The sequence below is a fragment of the Kovacikia sp. CALU 1929 genome (assembly GCF_056784235.1).
The window spans coordinates 24759-44118 of the sequence record NZ_JBXBCF010000055.1 but is presented as its reverse complement, the minus strand read 5'-3'; the positions used below and the strand labels follow the sequence as shown (position 1 = coordinate 44118).

Annotated in this window: 10 protein-coding genes; 8 read left to right on the top strand and 2 right to left on the bottom strand. The window is 49.6% G+C overall.

Features of this window, described 5'->3' with window-relative positions:
* Window positions 1–84 precede the first annotated feature (84 nt).
* The 6 genes from AC1S52_RS05380 to AC1S52_RS05355 all read left to right on the top strand — a co-directional run bounded on the left by AC1S52_RS05380 (window position 85) and on the right by AC1S52_RS05355 (window position 12217).
* Window positions 85–1848, top strand: a complete 1764-nt coding sequence (locus AC1S52_RS05380; protein WP_482027982.1) for a ribonuclease J — start codon at window positions 85–87, stop codon at window positions 1846–1848.
* 152 nt (window positions 1849–2000) lie between these two features.
* Entirely contained in the window at window positions 2001–2969 is a 969-nt protein-coding gene (locus AC1S52_RS05375; protein WP_482027981.1) for a pentapeptide repeat-containing protein, read from the top strand.
* Window positions 2970–3482: 513 nt separating this feature from the next.
* On the top strand, window positions 3483–3923 hold the full coding sequence (locus AC1S52_RS05370) for a hypothetical protein (protein ID WP_482027980.1): 441 nt from the start codon (window positions 3483–3485) through the stop codon (window positions 3921–3923).
* A gap of 237 nt (window positions 3924–4160) precedes the next feature.
* Complete coding sequence (mfd, locus tag AC1S52_RS05365; protein WP_482027979.1) at window positions 4161–7703, top strand: transcription-repair coupling factor; 3543 nt, start codon at window positions 4161–4163, stop codon at window positions 7701–7703.
* A gap of 382 nt (window positions 7704–8085) precedes the next feature.
* Window positions 8086–11130, top strand: coding sequence for an HAD-IIIC family phosphatase (locus AC1S52_RS05360; protein WP_482027978.1), 3045 nt, complete (start codon window positions 8086–8088; stop codon window positions 11128–11130).
* Window positions 11131–11146: 16 nt separating this feature from the next.
* Window positions 11147–12217, top strand: coding sequence for a glycosyltransferase family 2 protein (locus tag AC1S52_RS05355; protein WP_482027977.1), 1071 nt, complete (start codon window positions 11147–11149; stop codon window positions 12215–12217).
* A gap of 333 nt (window positions 12218–12550) precedes the next feature.
* Here the strand turns inward: AC1S52_RS05355 and AC1S52_RS05350 are convergent, their stop codons facing one another.
* Window positions 12551–13912, bottom strand: coding sequence for an O-antigen ligase domain-containing protein (locus tag AC1S52_RS05350; protein ID WP_482027976.1), 1362 nt, complete (start codon window positions 13910–13912; stop codon window positions 12551–12553).
* A gap of 5 nt (window positions 13913–13917) precedes the next feature.
* A complete protein-coding gene (locus tag AC1S52_RS05345; protein ID WP_482027975.1) occupies window positions 13918–15039 on the bottom strand; it encodes a glycosyltransferase family 4 protein in 1122 nt (373 codons plus the stop codon).
* 660 nt (window positions 15040–15699) lie between these two features.
* On the opposite strand from AC1S52_RS05345, the gene AC1S52_RS05340 reads away from it, so the two are divergent.
* Window positions 15700–16818 carry a polysaccharide biosynthesis/export family protein gene (locus AC1S52_RS05340; protein ID WP_482027974.1) on the top strand — a complete coding sequence of 373 codons (1119 nt, stop codon included), beginning with the start codon at window positions 15700–15702 and terminating at the stop codon, window positions 16816–16818.
* A gap of 93 nt (window positions 16819–16911) precedes the next feature.
* Window positions 16912–19230 carry a GumC family protein gene (locus tag AC1S52_RS05335; RefSeq protein ID WP_482027973.1) on the top strand — a complete coding sequence of 773 codons (2319 nt, stop codon included), beginning with the start codon at window positions 16912–16914 and terminating at the stop codon, window positions 19228–19230.
* The last annotated feature ends 130 nt before the right edge of the window (window positions 19231–19360 follow it).

Genomic DNA, 19360 nt, shown 5'->3' with positions numbered 1-19360 from the left:
GATTTCCTACTACCCACCCCCACGGATGGGATAGGGAGAATCTCAGCGCATTGAACTCTTTTTATACGTTCGCTAAGGATCCCAATGACCCAAACAAAATCTTCTCCTGCGCTCAAAATTATTCCTCTGGGTGGACTGCACGAAATTGGCAAAAATACTTGCGTCTTTGAGATCAACGACGAAATCATGTTGCTAGATGCGGGTTTAGCCTTTCCTACCGATGGGATGCACGGAGTCAATATTGTTCTGCCCGACACGACCTACCTGCGGGAGAATCGCCACAAAATCAAGGGCATGATCGTCACTCATGGTCACGAAGACCATATTGGGGGCATTCCCTTTCACCTGAAGCAGTTTGAAATTCCAGTCATCTACGGTCCCCGCCTGGCAATGGCTCTGTTGACCGAAAAGCTGAAAGAAGCTGGTGTGTCCAATCGCACCGAACTTCGCACAGTTGCCCCCCGTGAAGTCGTGCGGATTGGTAATTCCTTCTTTGTGGAGTTTATCCGCAATACCCATTCCATTGCTGATAGTTTTACCGTTGCCATTCGCACGCCTGTAGGGGTGGTTATCCATACCGGCGATTTTAAGGTGGATCACACTCCCGTAGATGGGGAGTTCTTCGACTTTCAGCGGTTGGCGGAATATGGCGAAAAGGGTGTTCATTGCCTGATCAGTGACTCAACCAATTCTGAAATACCCGGATCGACCCCTTCAGAGCGATCGGTCTATCCCAATCTCGATCGCGTGTTTGGTCAGGCACAAGGGCGGCTGCTGGTTACTACGTTTGCGTCCTCTGTCCACCGGATCAATATGATCCTTGAATTGGCAAAGAAGCATGGTCGCGTGGTGACCGTAGTTGGGCGTTCTATGCTTAACGTCATTGCCCACGCCCGCAATCTGGGCTACATCAAGTGTGAAGATGACCTGCTGCAACCGCTGCATGTGATTCAAAAGGTACCCGATGAAAATGTGCTAATCTTGACAACCGGTTCTCAAGGAGAACCAATGTCGGCGCTAACCCGAATTGCGAATGGTTCCCATCCCAAGATCAAGATTCAGTCAGGAGATACGGTAGTTTTTTCGGCAAATCCTATCCCCGGCAATACCATCGCTGTGGTTAACACCATTGATAAATTGATGATGAAAGGGGCGAAGGTTATCTATGGTCGTGATCAGGGAATTCATGTCTCCGGTCACGGTTGCCAGGAAGACCAGAAGCTAATGATTGGGCTGACCCGTCCCAAATTCTTTCTGCCGGTTCATGGGGAGCATCGGATGCTGGTGAAACACAGCCAGACGGCTCAGAGTATGGGTATTCCGGCAGAGAAAATGGTGATTATCGACAACGGTAATGTGGTCGAACTGAGTGAAACCGCGATCCGGATTGCGGGCAAAGTGCCTGCTGGTCTGGAACTGGTGGATTCTTCCCGTTCTGGTGTGGTGAACGACAGTGTGCTGAGAGAACGTCAGAAATTGGCGGAGGATGGCATTGTTACAGTTGCGGCAACGCTGGATTGGGAAGGGCAATTGGTCGCATCACCGGAAGTTCACCTGCGAGGAGTGGTGACTTCTATTGCACGGGCTGAACTGCAAAAGCGGGTGAAAGACACGATTGAACTGGTGGTTCGCGATCGCTGGACGGAGTTTGTCCGTCCTCTGGGCGAGAATGGCAAGCTAGAGATTGACCGGGTTGGGTTGCAAACCCAAATTGAGCGTGAGCTAGTTAGAATGCTGCGGCGAGAACTTCAGAGCAATTCGCTACTGGTCTTTTTGTTGCAGCTATCAGAAGAAGCCATGGCGAAGGTTCCCAGTCGGGAGCGGAGAGTGCAGGCGATCGCATCTTAATCGATAGTCCTTAGATTTTGGGTTTTGCCTGTCCCTCTACCCGATCTACATGGCACTGCTTTCCATTGGTTGACTCGTAGCCGTACTCCTTTTCTATTTCTTCCAAGTTCCTTCACACCAGACTTTGAGGAAGTGGTGTTATTGTGGTTCCAATGAGCAACTTACAATGGTGCTATCAAGTTCTGGAATTAAAGCCTGGTGCATCTCTTGAGGAGGTGAACCAGGCTTATAAAGATTTGGTGTTTATCTGGCATCCCGATCGCATTCCTAAAGATAATCCTCGTCTGCTGGAAAAAGCACAGGAAAAGCTCAAGGATTTGAACCATGCCCGCGATCGCCTGCGTGCTCACAGCTCCAACACTCCGCCGCAGAACGGGCACACTTCCCGCAGCCATCCTTACAAGCCCTATCCCCGTCCTCACGACTCCTACCCGTCCTCAAACTATCAGTCCTCTAATCCCCGTCAGTCTTCAAATTATCAATCCTCCAACCATCAATCCTCTAGCCCTCAGTCTTCAAACTATCAATCCTCAAATCATCAGTCTTCCACTCCCCAATCCTCAAATCATCAGCCACCAAACTATCAGTCCTCAAGCCAATCTCATCGTTCGTCATACTCCAGCCATCAGGCTCAAGAAACACGCAATCCCTATCAGCAAGCCTATTCTCGTACTCAAACCCAGACCCATTACGAGAAACAGGCAAGTGCCTATGGCAATCCTGATTACACCTCACCGTCCCAGCGTGCTAGCCAGCATCCTGATTTAAGTGGGGCTGATTTAAGTAGCGCAAATCTGGCAGAAAAAGATCTTTCGGGTAGAAATCTCAGTAATGCCAATTTAAGCAACGCAAATCTTAGTGATGCCTTTTTGCATCACGTTAACCTGAGCGGTGCAAATTTGCAGCGGGCAAATTTATTCCGGGCAAATTTGCTCCAGGCGAACTTACGTCAGGCAAATTTACGCGATTGTAATTTGATTGGAGCCGACCTCAGCGGTGCGGATCTTAGTGGAGCCGACCTCAGCGGCGCTCAGATTGGCTATCCCAATCGGGTCATGGTCAAACTAACCGGAGCAATCCTAGCCGGTACCACGATGCCGGATGGCACTATACATGGATAGGACGGTGCTGGATGGGGGCGCAGAGGGGCAGAGGAGCAGAGGGGCAGAGGAGCAGGACTCAATTTAATTCAAATTGACTTGGCTTTATAGTACAATTGCACTAGTCTCCCGTGAGAGGTGCTCCTATGAAATCTGCTGGCATTCAGCGAACCCTTGTAGAACAGGTATCTGCTTTTCTCCTGGCTCTTCCTCACAAACACCCAAGTTCATTCCCTCAGGGTAATGGGAATGATGCTCAAACCCCTAAACGCCTATCTGGAAAAACTTGATTCAGGGTAGTGCTGAATAGCAGTATGAGTTGGAACGAAGTTTCAATTCGTACTGCTCTCAATTCATACCCAAAATCAGCAACGTCTGATTGAGGGATGATAAGGCGATTAAGACATATGCGGAAGGCAATAATCAAAAGAATTGCTTTAGCCATTCAGCTTGAGCTTGTGTAGAATCAATCCTTGTAAGGTAAGGAGCCTGGTCGTAGCGGGTTCGATGGGTCCCTAAAAGAGGAAATGACTGATGGTACTGACAAACGGCAACAAAACTAAGCGGTCTATCCAGGAAACATCAGGGGTTGAAGATCTTGATGATGAAGAACTCGATGATGAAGAACTTGATGATGAAGAATTTGATGATGAAGAACTTGATGATGAAGTAACGGCGGAGAGTTCATCCGAGTCTGTGGTGAATACCCAGGATATTGATAATTGTCTAAACGCACTCAAGACATTACTGAGTACGGTAGAAAAGCTTCAGAAAGTCCGTCAGGATGTGGGTGACATTAAACCGTTGCTGGTCAGAATGCTGGACGGTGAAGTGATAACTGGAGAGGAGCTTGAACAACTCAAAACTGGAGTAGGAGGTCTCTTTCGCCTGGTTCGCGCTTACAGTGACCATCAATCAGCCCTGGTGAATGCCCAACCTGCTAGAAATCTCTTAGATCAGGTGTTGAAAGGATAGTGTGGTGAGCACTTGCAGCAATTTTTAGTCGGGTGGGCGGCATCCCTCACTGTCTTGCAAAACACCTCAGCATCGGGGGGTATGAAGTCCACTTGACTCGTGATGGTTACATCAAAACAGATATCTCACATCAATTGGGCATGACGGAACCTCCCGTTCAAATCCCTATTTTTGTTAGCCTGATGTATGAAGATAGGTAAACCCTCCCTGTTCCCTATCTTCCTGAACTCAGCATTTATGGCGCTTTCCTCAATTACTCGTGCTCTGGGGCGATCGCCCCTCACCTCAGAACTGTTAGCAAATCTCCAGCGGCATCAGCACCTGAAGCTAACTGGTTTGGCGCGGCTCCCAAAAGGGTTAGTTAGTTCTGCCCTGGCACAGGCACAAACCCGCAACCTGCTGGTCATTACTGCGACCCTGGAAGAAGCCAGCCGCTGGACTGCCCAGCTAGAAACGATGGGCTGGCAGACCGTCCACTTCTATCCCACCTCGGAAGCCTCCCCCTACGAACCGTTTGATCCAGAGTCAGAGATGACTTGGGGACAGTTGCAGGTTTTAGCAGATTTAGTCCGGCGAGCAGACTCCGGAGAACAGGGGGAAGAACTGCCAAACTCCGTTGCCAGTCCCCGCGCCCTTGCCATTGTTGCGACAGAACGGGCGCTACAACCCCATCTGCCCCCGCCCGAAACCTTCAAGCCCTATTGCCTGACCCTGAAGCAAAAGGCAGAACTGGACTTGGAAACCCTGTCTAAGGAACTTGCCAGATTGGGTTATGAGCGGGTACCTCTGGTGGAAACCGAAGGGCAGTGGAGCCGTCGGGGGGATATTGTGGATGTCTTTCCGGTGGCATCCGAGTTACCCGTTCGCCTGGAACTGTTTGGGGATGAATTGGATCAAATCCGGGAGTTTGACCCCTCCACCCAGCGATCGCTGGACCGGATTGAACAAATTGTCCTCACTCCCACCAGCTACGCCCCCATCGTTCAGGCGGCATTGACTGGGGAGAAAAGTTTCCAACTGAAGCGTTATCTCACGCCAGAAGAACAGGAAAAGCTTGATGAAGGACAAATGCCGGAAGGCTCCCGCCGCTTCATGGGGCTTGCCTTTCAAACATCGGCTTCCCTGCTGGACTATTTACCCACTAACACCCTGGTGGCGATGGATGAACCGGAGCAGTGTGAAGCACACGGAGATTTGTGGTTTGAGAACGTGGCTGAGCATTACGCTCAAGTGGGACAGGACTTACCCCCTACCCATCGCCGTCTGCAAGAGGCACTGCCCCAGTTAGAAACCTTCGATCGCCTCTATCTTTACGAACTGGCAGAAGAGTCTGCCCCTCGCTCAACCACCAACAAGGATAAAGGACCCTCTCCGATTAATTTATCCAGTCGCCCGGTGCCCGCCATTCCCCATCAATTTGCCCGCCTAGCGGAAACCCTGCGGCAAGAGCGCGATCGCGGCTTCTCGATCTGGCTCGTTTCTGCCCAACCGTCGCGATCGGTTGCCCTGTTGCAGGAGCATGACTGTCCCGCCCAGTTCATCCCCAATCCGCGTGACTTTCTGGCGATCGACAAACTTCAAGTGCAGCATGTTCCCGTTGCGGTGAAGTACTCCGGGCTGGCAGAACTGGAGGGCTTCATCCTGCCCACCTTCCGCCTGGTACTGATCACAGACCGGGAATTTTTTGGGCAGCATACCCTTGCCACACCCGGTTATGTCCGTAAACGTCGCCGCGCGGCTTCCAAACAGGTTGACCCCAACAAACTGCAACCGGGCGACTACGTCGTTCACCGCAGCCACGGAATTGGGCGTTTCCTCAAGCTAGAAAGCCTCGCCCTGAATCGAGAAACCCGCGACTATCTGGTAATTCAGTACGCGGATGGCTTGCTTCGGGTTGCGGCGGATCAGCTTAATGCCCTGTCGCGCTTCCGGGGAGCCGGGGATACCACCCCCGAACTGAACAAAATGTCCAGTAAAGCCTGGGAGCGCACCAAGAGCAAAGTCCGGAAGGCTCTCAAAAAAGTAGCAGTGGATCTGCTCCAGCTTTATGCCAACCGCGCCAGTCAGGAGGGTTTTGCTTACCCTGTGGATATGCCCTGGCAACAGGAAATGGAGGACTCCTTTCCCTACCAGCCCACCCCCGATCAACTTAAGGCAACGCAGGATGTTAAGCAAGACATGCAGAGCGATCGCCCGATGGATCGCCTGGTTTGTGGAGATGTAGGGTTTGGCAAAACGGAAGTCGCTATCCGCGCCATTTTTAAGGCGGTCACTGGCGGTAAACAGGTTGCCCTGCTTGCCCCTACCACCATCCTGACCCAGCAACACTACCACACCCTCAAAGAACGCTTTGCCCCCTACCCAATTCAGGTCGGCTTACTCAACCGCTTCCGTAGTGCCGAAGAACGGCGCAACATTCAGAAGCGGCTGGCATCGGGAGAAATGGATATCGTCGTTGGCACCCACCAACTGTTGGGCAAAGGCGTTCAGTTCAAAGACCTGGGGCTGCTGGTAGTGGATGAAGAACAGCGGTTTGGGGTGAACCAGAAGGAAAAGATCAAATCCCTCAAAACCCAGGTGGATGTCCTTACCCTTAGCGCCACTCCCATTCCCCGTACCCTTTACATGGCGCTTTCCGGGGTGCGCGAGATGAGTCTGATTACCACTCCACCCCCTTCCCGCCGCCCGATTAAGACCCACCTCGCCCCTTTTGACCCGGAAATGATTCGCAGTGCCATTCGGCAGGAACTGGATCGCGGTGGACAGGTTTTCTACGTGGTGCCCAGGGTGGAAGGGATTGAAGAGATTGCTGCTCGCATTCGGGAGATGGTATTAGGGGTGAGGCTGGCGATCGCCCACGGGCAAATGCCCGAAAGCGAACTGGAATCGACCATGCTGACGTTCAGCGAAGGGGAAGCCGATCTTCTCCTCTGCACCACTATCATTGAATCGGGGCTGGATATTCCCCGTGTCAATACCATTCTGATTGAAGATGCTCACCGCTTCGGGCTGTCACAGCTTTACCAGTTACGGGGACGGGTGGGACGTGCCGGAATTCAAGCACACGCCTGGTTGCTCTACCCGAAACAGAGCCAGCTTACGGATGCTGCCCGCCAACGGCTGCGAGCGATTCAGGAATTCACCCAACTAGGGTCTGGTTATCAACTCGCCATGCGGGATATGGAAATCCGAGGAGTAGGTAATCTGTTGGGGGCAGAACAATCGGGGCAAATGGACGCGATCGGCTTTGACCTTTATGTGGAGATGCTGGAAGAAGCCATCCGTGAAATTCGCGGTCAGGAAATTCCCCAGGTTGAAGATACCCAGATCGACCTCAACCTGACGGCGTTCATTCCTGCCGATTACATGCCTGACCTGGATCAAAAAATGAGTGCCTATCGGGTGATTGCCTCTGCTGCGACCCGGCAGGAGTTGACCCAGATTGCGGCGGACTGGAGCGATCGCTACGGTCCCCTTCCCACCGCCGCCCTCCAACTCATTCGGATTGTGGAATTGAAGCAAATCGCCAAAAAACTTGGATTTTCCCGCATCAAGCCCGAAGGTAGCCAACATGTCATCCTGGAAACCCCAATGGAAGAGCCTGCCTGGAATCTACTGAAGGCAAATCTGCCCGAACACCTCCATTCCCGGTTTGTCTACACCCCTGGAAAAGTTACCGTTCGGGGACTGGGTATCCTCAACGCCGATCAACAGCTTGAAAACCTGATCACCTGGCTCAACCGGATGCAGGGCGCTCTACTGGAACCGGCAAATGTTTGATTCACGCTCATCAGAGAGTTTCCTCTGTGTTAAGGGAACAATAAGTACAGCAGGTGTCAGGTTTCAAATGTTAGATGCCAGGGGAAGCGAGTTCATGAATTCTAAACTATCAGTTACAAACAAAATGCCCAATTACGTCTGATCAGATGAAAAGTAAATAATTGTAAAGAGTAAATAAAGATGCCATCAGGTGGTCGTCATGCCATTGGTGAATGGTGTTTCATACGAACATACAGTGGGATTTAAAGCCTGTCGGAAAACTGTCTGGGTCTAATTTTAGGCTTTGCCAGTTAAGGCTTTTCGGATCGGCTTTCAGACAAATTTCTCCCCTATTTTCTGCTGCCAACAGTTTTGTCCGTCTCATTCAGTGGAATCTATCCCAATGGTGCAAACGGTTGCTCAATCTTCAGTCTTTCCCAGCCAGGAGTACAACCCAGCGATCGCGATCTCAGCGACCTTTACCGTAGAGCCAGTAGAAGACTCACTTGCCTTCTGGGTTAAAGAACTTGATCTGCCAATGGCGATCGCCATTGCGCCTTACAACCAGGTGTTTCAACAACTGCTCAATCCGACCAGCCTGCTTTGCCAAAATCAGCAGGGAGTGAACATCATCCTGTTCCGGTTTGAAGACTGGCGACGCGATCAGGAAACCGAGACTGAAACCGCTTTAATGGCAAAAGTTGAGCAGAATCTACAAGATCTGATCCGGGCAATCAAAACCTCCGTTACGAACTCCTCGACTCCCCACATCCTCTGTCTTTGCCCAGACTCGCCAACTGCCCTTGCCCAACCCACCTGGTCTGCCTTTTGCCAGCGGCTAGAAGATCGTCTGGTATCTGAATTTGCGTCTATAGGTGGGCTATATCTGGTCACGGCTAAAGACTTCGAGCGGTACCCCGTCCCCGACTATTATGATCCGCAACGGGATCAGCTAGGGCACATTCCCTTCACGCCTCGATTCTTCACGGCTCTGGGCACTCTGCTGGCACGCAAAATCTTTGCGATCAAAAGTGCCCCTCACAAAGTCATTGCCCTGGACTGCGACAACACCCTCTGGAAGGGAGTCGTGGGTGAAGAAGGCGTGACGGGCATTCAGATGCCCCCCGCATGGAACGCTTTACAGGAGTTTATGCTGGCTCAACAGCAGGCAGGAATGATCCTCTGTCTGTGTAGTAAAAACGTAGAGCAAGATGTGTTGGATGTTTTTCAGCAACGCTCTGATATGCCGCTGAAGCTGGAGAACATTGTTTCCTGGCGTGTCAATTGGCTACCAAAGTCTGAAAATATTCGGTCTCTAGCACAGGAGCTTAACCTGGGGTTGGATAGTTTCATCTTCATCGACGATAATCCCGTGGAATGTGCCGAGATGCGGGCAAACTGTCCCGAAGTGTTAACCCTCCAATTACCAAGTGGCGATGATATTCCCCGATTCTTACAACACGTCTGGGCGTTTGACCACCTGAAGGTGACAGCAGAAGATCGGCAACGCACCGATCTCTATAAACAAAACGTGGAGCGTGAACGATTCCAAAAACAGGCATTAACCATTGATGATTTCCTGGCTGGGTTGGAATTGAAGATTGACATTTCAACGCCCACTCCCGATCAGATCCAGCGGGTTGCTCAACTCACTCAACGCACCAATCAATTCAATTTCACCACCCGTCGCCGTTCCGAGAGCGAGATTCGGCAGTTGAATCAGGCAGGGTTGGAATGCCGGGTCGTGGGAGTGAGCGATCGCTTTGGCGACTATGGATTGGTCGGTGTCATGATTTTTGCCACGGAGGCGGACACGCTCACCATTGATACCTTTCTTCTCAGTTGTCGGGTTCTGGGGCGAGGTGTTGAACATGCGATGTTGATCCACCTGGCTAAAATTGCTCAACAGCAAAATTTGCCCTGGGTGAATGCGCTGTTGATTCCCACTAACAAAAATCTGCCTGCCCTCAACTTTCTGGAAAGTGTTGCAACTGCCTACAAACAAGAAATTGACTACAAGCAAGAAACTGATTACAAGCAAAAAACTGACAGTGGCTTCCAGTTTGCGATTCCAACCGATGTTGCCGCAGCCGTCGCCTATGCCCCTGGTGCTACCACCCCTCCTTCCAGTGAGCAAGCTAGACAGTCCTCGGCAACTACATCAACTCAATCTCAAGTCAGTAAGTCTGAACGGTACGAACGGATCGCCAATCAACTGTTTAACCTGGAGCAAATCCTCTCCAGTGCTCAACTTACCCAGTCCAGCGATCGCCCCCAGCTAGAGCAACCCTTTGTCGCTCCCAGAACAGACACTGAGCGATCGCTGGCAGTTCTATGGTCTGAGTTGCTGCACATTAAAGGTATTGGGCTACAAGATAACTACTTTGACTTAGGCGGTACATCCTTGCTGGCGGTCGAACTATTCGCCCAGATTGAGAAAACCTTTGGTAAGAAGTTTCCGCTTACAACCCTGATTGAAGCACCCACCGTCGAGCAGTTGGCAAAACTGATCGCTGGAACAGCAGCCCTGCGCGACTCGCTGGTTTTGCTGCGGGATGGGGGTTCTCAACCCCCGGTGTTCCTAATTCACGATGGGGACGGGGAGACAATGCTCTACCGCAATCTGGCATACCGTCTCAATCTGGCACATAAGGTCTACGGGATTCAGCCCCACTCCAGAGAACACGTTTCGATTTTGCACACTCGAATTCCGGACATGGCAGCCTACTATGTCGAAAAAATTCGGAGTAAGCAAGCTCACGGTCCATACTTGCTGGGGGGCATGTGTGCGGGTGGTGTGATCGCCTTTGAAATTGCCCGTCAACTGCAATCTCAAGGTGAGACGGTTGGTATGGTTGCCTTAATTGATGCTGCTGATGTGGAAGCACCTAAACAATTTGGTCGCACTACCAGCCAGCGCCTGAAGAGTTTCGCTTCGATCTTCAACCAGGAGCAGAAAATCAGTCCTCTGACAAAAGTACTTTACATCTTTAACAAAGCCAGACAAAAAGCCATTAATTTGCTGACCTACGAAGTTCAATCCAGAGCAACTCGATCCTGGAACACTTTCCGCATTCAGCAATTCAGGAAGTATCTAGATCGGGGCGTTGCCCTACCTCCTTACCTCCATACCATTACAGTCCGAATGATTTACAACTTTGCCGAAACTGAATACCGCCCCGATACCCTACTTCAGGGAAATGTTCTTCTGCTACGAGCCGCCGCCGGAGAAGGAAATGATGAACCCTGGATCGAAGTCTACAGCGACCCTCTGTTTGGGTGGGAAAAACGCATTACTGGCATGGTTCAGGTGCATGATGTTCCAGGTGGGCACTCCAGTATGCTTCAGGAACCAAATGTACAGGTTATGGCTGAAGTGGTACAGGCTTACATTGACCATGCACTTGCGGCTGAACCCGCTTCTCAGGCTCAACTAGCAAGGCTTTGAGAGTAATCCTTACTCTATGCCAATCAAATTAATATTGTCTAAATCCTTTCCATCCAATTTATTTCAGCCACTTACTGAGCATATGAACGACATTGCCCAATCTGCCGAAAAGTGTTCGCTACTGATTGTGATCGTGAATTATCGAACGGCGGATTTAACGATCAACTGTTTGCACTCTCTAGAAGAAGAGGTGAAATCTCTACCCGGAACCCAGGTAGTGGTGGTAGACAATCCCTCTGGCGATGACTCCGTGGAAAAGATTCAACAGGCGATCGCGGCTCAAGGCTGGCAAAGCTGGGTATCTCTGGTGGCGGCTGAACATAACGGTGGCTTTGCCTATGGCAACAACCTGGCAGTGCGCCCAGCTCTACAATCTGACCATCCTCCCGATTACTACTGGTTGCTCAATCCAGACACCCTCGTTCGTCCCGGAGCGTTGAAAGCGCTGGTAAACTTTATTGTCCAGCATCCTGACGTAGGTATTGTCGGTAGTAGCTTTGAGGAAGCAGACGGCGAACCCTGGCCCATCACTTTTCGTTTTCCAAACATTTTGAGTGAATTAGACTCTGGTTTACGACTGGGTATTGTCACAAAGCTGCTGGAAAAATGGACGCTGGTTCGGGAAATGGACAATCAACCTGCTCCAGTTGACTGGTTGCCAGGAGCCAGTATGTTGATCCGGCGTGAAGTATTTGAATCGGTAGGCTTAATGGATGAAGCCTATTTCCTCTACTATGAGGAAACCGATTTTTGCTTACAAGCCAAACGGGCTGGTTGGTCTTGCTGGTATGTCCCTCAAAGCCGCATCATGCATATTGCTGGACAAAGTACAGGGGTGACTATTAGAAATGCTCAACCAAAGCGCCTACCCCAGTACTGGTTTGACTCTAGACGACGCTACTTTATCAAAAATCATGGTTGGTTCTATTCAGCCGTTGCAGATACTACGTGGATTGCTGGCCACGTACTCTGGCGATTCCGGCAGGTAATTCAACGTAAACCTGATACCGATCCGCCCCATCTGTTTGAAGATTTTCTTCGTAACACGGTTTTCATCAAACCTAATATGCCAGGTGGTGCTGAATAGCGGTATGAATTGGAACGAAGTTTCACTTCATACAACTCTCAGTTCATACCCAAAATCAGCAACGCCATATGCCAGGATAGGGGCTATCAAAATAGTACCGATTTAAACGGATTTGTGGGCACATCAAAGTTCAGAAGGGGCTTGGCACTGCCAAGCCCGTACCAGGATTTGTTGTGGTTGCAATTCAAATCGGTATAAGATAACTGTGCAGCCAGGCTTCGACTTTGCTCAATCCTCAGCCAATGAGAGTTGACGAAGTCGAAACCCGTGAGCATTTATTTTGTTTTGGCACAAATCTCTGACTGAGTTTGGGCATTCCCGACAGCGTTTGCTTCAGGTTACTTTGCTGGCAACCCTACGTCTTTTTGAAACTGGCTCTCTCGAACTCGCTACCACAACCCCTGCCAGACCTCCACAGGTCAAGGCAAAAACAGGATTCACCATTGCATTGAGAATGCAATCTAATGCATACATCACCAGGCTAACGGCTAAAGCAGCGGCTGGAGCGACCGCAGGATGAGACCATAGTTGGGCTGGATAGCGTATACAAAAAGCAACCACAGGAACCAGCAAAGCCATAAAAATGCTGACTAATCCAACATAACCATTGATACCAAAGGCGATAATCCATAGACTATCGGTTACGGAAATATCCTCACCGTACTCATCAAATACCCGATTCCGACCAAAGCCGCCCCATCCCCATATTGAATTTTGTCTTGCTTTCGCTGAAAGGATCTCTTCATTTTCAAATCTAAAATCGAGGGACTGCACCCTTTCAGGCGGGAAAACTTGAGCCATCGTACCCGTCACCTCTGCCCGTGGAAATTCTCCCGTTGCACCGAGGTTTAAATAAATACACATTCCCCCAATCAATAACCAGATCAGTAACGCATTGTGAAAATATTTGGCAATTAAAAGAATCGCCACTGCCGCCGCAAAAAGCATATAAGCACCAGTAGACCTGACTAATACAAAGGTAATTAGCAACAGACCTACCCACCAACTAATTGGGAAATTCCAAACTTTCTTGATGATTCCAGTTCTCCAAAGTACAACACCCATTAGAGAGGCTGACATCATCCACATGCCTACCATCAGCCCGTGGTTCATGAACACAGTTGGTCTGTAGCCTCCCAGCCGAATTGACATTAGAAAGCCACTGGGGTTAAAGCCATATAGTAGCTCGTGAAAGCTGAACATCATGCGCCCTTCATAAAGGCACAGTGGAATATACAGCAAACCACCGATAAAAGTACCAATTGCCAGGTTTCGCAGCCCTGCTAAATTATTGAGGTAAATCCTGCCGAGAAAATAAGGAATTCCCCAGGTAACCACCTGGGACAGAGTGGCAGATAGCCCATCATAGGGACCTAATCCATTCACCATAGACGAGAAAAATGGACAGATACACCAGATTGTCATCGGCACATCAATCCAGCTATACCGGAAGGTACTGAAGCGCCCCACATCAAAAATGATGGTCGAAAGCAGAATGCCGTAGCTGGCAGCCGACATTTTGTTGTAATCCGGGATACCTGGAAACTTAATGCTTGCCATTGGCAAAAACAACCAGGCTCCCAGAAAGCTGATTACCAAAGCTCGCTGTGCCGGGAACCGTGAAAAAATATAAACAACAATGGGTAGCCAGAGGAGAAGAACAAAGTTGGCAATTGCGTTCGCTTGTTGGGGCATGGATATTACTCAACGAATGCTGGTAGCGTTTCTAGACTCTGTTTTTGACGTTTTACCGCGAGGTATAAAGCCGCCTCAAACAATTCAGTCGCGTTGTCCCAAGTGTATTTGGTTGCCGTTATGTAAGCAGCATCAGACAGGCTTTTCCACTCTGCATTAGAAAGGGTAAGCACCTGTTGGATTGCCTTTGACATGTCTTTTGGGTTCTCTGGTTGAACCAGGACTCCTCCCCCTTGTGCAAGGAGTTCTGGAGCGGCACCCACTGGGGTGCCAATGACGGGGGTTCGACACGCCATTGCTTCCAGGATGGGTAATCCAAATCCCTCTGAGCGACTACCGAAAAGCCAGACATCACATTGGGCATATAGGTTCCTGATCTGATCCTGGGGAGGACGATAAACATAATTGCTATCATCAACTGGCAGAGGTAACTCGTCAGATAAGGGGTGGCTCCCAAATGTAATCAGTCGTATATCTGGGATTGCTTGAGCGGCGAGTGCAAGCGCTTCTAAACTAATATCGCAACCTTTCCAGTAAGTTGGAGCATATAACATGCCAACAGTGGGTACGGGTTGCTTATTCCGCTGAGGAGCATAGAACTGTTGGGTGTCAACACTGTTTGGAACCAGGGAAACATTGGAGTCCTGGTATCGAGTTTGCATTAAATCCAATAGCCACTGCGCGATCGTGATTTTATGTAGAGGCAGATAATAAGTTGCTTCTACTCTCTCCTTAGGCAGATAATCGAATACTTCATGATGCTGAATAAAATAAACTTTGGCACCTTTTGATTCGGATAGATTAGCGATCCATTCAGCCGTTTCCCACCATGTTGCAATAATAACATCGGCTTCAGGTACGTCATTGTCATTGATTGGACGATAACTATCAATCACCTTGTGATCAACGTCTAAATTATCTAGGTGAGAAGGGGTTTGCTTGGGTATCTTTAGCAACCCCTGACCTTTGACTACAGACTTGATCTGCTCCACGATACTGGGTTGTTTATAGGGTGTGGAGATAATCAATACTTCATGACCTCGCTGCTTTAACCGTTCGGCATAGGTCGCTACTACCCTGACTCCGCCGCTCAGATCGGCATGGGGAAGAACTATCGTAATCTTCATGTCAATTCAACTTGAAATTAGAAACTTCAATACATAGGTGAGGTTCAGTCTACTTTATTACTCCCTAAAAGCCCGTAGTTAATTCATTAAGGAATAAATTCGATTGGTACTCTGAATCTACTTAAAGATTACCTTTAATTTCTTGTGATTAGAGGGTAGCAATCACTCAGGTCAAATCCAGACTTTTGCCTGCTTTTTCTTTATCGAATTGGGGATGAAAAGCTTTGATCAAGCGATTCAATTGCTCTCATTCCATCTCAATATGAATGAAACTGGTAGAAATACGGTGAGCCAGTCAGCAATCTTTAATCATTCTTTTATATAGGACTTTTGCTTCCGGGAACTTGTGAATCTTATATAAAGTCCAGGCTTAAAGAATGGAGGCTCTGTCCGTAAATGTTCCATAATTGCAAATATCAATTCTGTGGGGGAACGCCATACCTATGGGGAATACTCCTGGTACGGTGTAGTTCAGTCGCACAGGGGCAACATGTCAATGTTTAGCACATGCCCGTAGGTCCCTGTCGAATTCTATTGAAATGGTTTAGTAACGCCAAGTTAAGAAGTGCTCAGGCAGTTGAAGCTTAGATTCGGGCTATAACGAAAGCTGACCATCTATTTAATTGTTTGCTGGAAATTTACCGTTTGCTGGAACTTTCAATGTCTAAAGGAACTACCCGACTCGTCGCTGGACTAACATTGTCCGTCTTCATCGGGGCAACTCAAGCCCTGCCAGCGATCGCTCAAACTCAAACTTCCCAGGTCAGCCCACCTCGGAGTGCAGCGGCTTCTCTGGTTGAGGATGCTTACACCCTTGGATCAGGGGATGTAATCAAGGTTGATAGTTTTGATACTCAAGAATTGGTTTTGGAACCTCGCTACACAGTGCTACCCGATGGTTCAGTCAATTTGCCATGGGTGGGGAATGTGGCAGTCAATGGTATGACCCTGAGAGGGGCAGCCGAGGTTCTGACGCAGCGGTATAGTCGCTTTATCCGCAAACCAATCATTACAATTAGTCTGGTCGCTCCCCGTCCACTCAAGGTGGGTGTCATTGGGGAAGTGAACCGACCGGGTTCCTACATCATCAGTGTTATCAGTAATGAGACGACGGTTGCCAGCCTAAATCAACGGACTGCTGACGGTGGCGGCGGCGGCGGCGCAAACCAGTGGCCCACGATTATTAAAGCCATTCAAACGGCTGGAGGAATCACCCAATCAGCTAATATTCGTCAAATCCAGATCCGCCGCCCCCAAGAGCCTAACGTTGAACGGTTCATTGATGTTGACCTCTGGAGCTTCTTGCAAACTGGAGAACTGTCTCAGGATGTCAGCCTAAGGGATGGGGATACCATTATTATTCCTAAATCAACGACTTTAGACCCGGCTGAGATTACTCAAGTTGCCATTACAAATTTCTCGCCAGAGGTGATTCGGGTAAATGTGGTGGGTGAGGTTGTGACTCCTGGTACAGTTCAAGTTCGCCCCAGTTCTACTCTGAATCAAGGCATTATGGCGGCTGGCGGGTTTAAGCTGGGTCGGAACAAAAAGGATGTTGAATTGGTTCGGCTCAACCTGGATGGTACGGTGACACGGAGAAAAATCCGGGTTGATCTCTCAAAGGGATTGAGTGAAGGAGATAATCCGCCGCTATACAATAACGACATCATCGTTGTAAATCGCAACGCGATCGCCGGGGTCTCCGATTTTCTGGGAGGCACCTTAGGACCTTTCCTGGGTCTGTTAGGGATTGTCAACATTTTTGGGGGCAACAACTAGTAATTGTGGTCTTTCCTCAGTTAAAGTTGCCGCTAAAGTTGCTGTTCAGGGTGGGCTATTGGTGGATTCAGAGTAGGAGCGCGAGAGGTTAACATGAGAGCCGAAGAAAATATTCAAGATTTGTCCCTCAATGGTTCCAATAGACCCCTGGGATTTAACGATGGGCTAGAGGACGATTTGCCTGAGCCATCCTCCAAGCAACAAGGCTTGAATCTGGGCTTTATTGTCAGATTGGCTCGTAGAAATGCTCTCCTGATTTCGGCGATCGCCCTGGCGACGACCGGAGCCGCTGCTTTTTCTGCCTTTGGTCCACCTACCTACCAGGGGCAATTTAGCATTTTGGTAGAACCGATTACGTCCCAGGCACGGTCCACCGACCCCTCCGCGATTTCCCGCGATAGTGGAGCTGAAAACGACACCATTGATTATCCGACGCTTCTAAGAGTTCTTCAAAGCCCTGAACTGCTCTCTAAAATTGCTGGAGAAATTCAAAGTCGCTACCCTAATGTCACGGCTGGCTCTCTACGGGATGATATTGCCAGAAAAAATCTGGTGGTACAGCGTCCTGGAACCAACATGATGGACACAGCAAAAATACTGGAAGTTACCTATGAAGGGGTCGATCCAGATCGAACTCAATACATTTTGCAAAAGCTATCTGATGGCTTCTTAAAATTCAGCCTTGAATATCGGCGAACTCGTATTGGTGGTGGAATTCAATTTATCGAAGATCAACTTCCGAGCTTGCAACAGCGGGTGAATAGCCTAGAAGCCGAAATCCAGGCACTGAAGCAACGTTATCGGATTACCGATCCATTAGCTGAAGGAACTTCCCTGTCTAGACAACTGCAAGAGACTCAAGCGGCACGTTCTAGCGCTCAAAGGGAGTTAGCCGAACAACAAATGCTTTACGGGACCTTGCAAAGGCAGCTAGGTCTGACACCAACTGAGGCTTTGGCAGCCGCCTCCTTGAGTGAAAATCCCCGCTACCAGACTTTACTCACCCAACTCAAGACGGTCGAAACTCAGATTGCCGTTAAAGCTGCCCGGTTTAATGAGGAAAGTCCTGTGATTGAGGCACTACGGGATCAGCAGCAGAATCTGATTCAGCTATTGAATGAAGAGTCACAGATTAACTTAGGCGAAACCTCTGCCACACCCGTAGGACCAAGGGTACTGGCTTTTCAAAACCCGACTCGGATTGAGCTAATCAGGCAATATGTTGCGGCGGGTAATGTCGTCCGGCAGTTGCAGGTTCGCAATCAGGCGGTTGCCCAATCTGAAGCGTTTTTGGACCAGAGACTCCAGCAATTCCCTGCTATTTCTCGCCAGTACAATGACTTGCAGCAACAGCTAGACATGAGTACACGAACGTTGAATCAGTTTTTGACTCAGCGGGAAACATTGCGGATTGAAGCGGCTCAGAAGGAAGTTCCCTGGACTGTGATTTCGCCTGCAACGCTTGCCAGGGACGCGACAGGTAAGCCCCTTGCCCAGCCGGTTAAGTCTGTCAGGAACCTGGCGATGGGAGCGATCGCGGGCTTAATTCTGGGGTTTGCCGCTGCAATGTTGCGAGAGAAGCGACGAGATATTTTCTACGATGTGGCAGATATTCGAGGATCATTGAAACCCCAATTTCTGGGATCTATTCCTTTTAGAGAAGGCTCTAATCAGATTATGAATCCCCTTGCTGGAAATTCTGATTCCTTCTCGAAGGCGTTTAGTTCTCTCTACACCAACATCCGGTTTTTGAAATCTGATCCGTCTGTGCGATCGCTAGTGGTTGGGTCAGCAGGTTCCGGTGACGGCAAAACCACCATTGCCTTGAATTTGGCTTTGGCGGCTGCTTCGATGGGCGGGCGAGTGCTGCTGGTGGATGGCAACTTACGCGCTCCCCACATCCATAGCCTGCTTGGATTGTCCAACTCAATCGGGTTGAGTGAAATGCTCACAGATCGGGTGCAGGTTAGTGAGGCGATTCAGCCATCATCCTTGGACAAAAACCTTTCAGTGTTAACGGCTGGTCAGTCCTCTGTAGACTCCATCAGGGCATTAGGAACCGCTGCGATGCAGCAGCTCGACCAACAACTGCGGTCAAGCTTTGATTTGATTATTTACGATACTCCAGACCTTTCAGAGTTTTCAGATGCTAAATTCCTGGCGGCTCAATCGGATGGAATTTTGATGGCGGTAGGTATTGGCAGAACCAAGCGATCGATGGTGGCTCAAGTAATGACCGAGTTAAGTCGGTTTCACTTACCTGTCCTGGGGGTTATTTCAAACCAGTCTGGCAGGAGTGTAAATGCTTCCTATGCCCAGGCACAAAAGCAGCGGCATACTCAAGAGCAGGCTACGATTCTTGAGAATCTGGGAATCTTGAAGCCAGGACTGCCAACGTCTACAAAACATTAGATTGCCAGAGATTTTGGTTTTTTAGGGACGGATTGCTTCGGTGTGGGGTTCTTCTGTTCCGTCTGGGTATTCTAGACCCAGGCGGATTCTGACATGCTTATAGCGATTCTCAGACGAGTGCGGTTCAAAC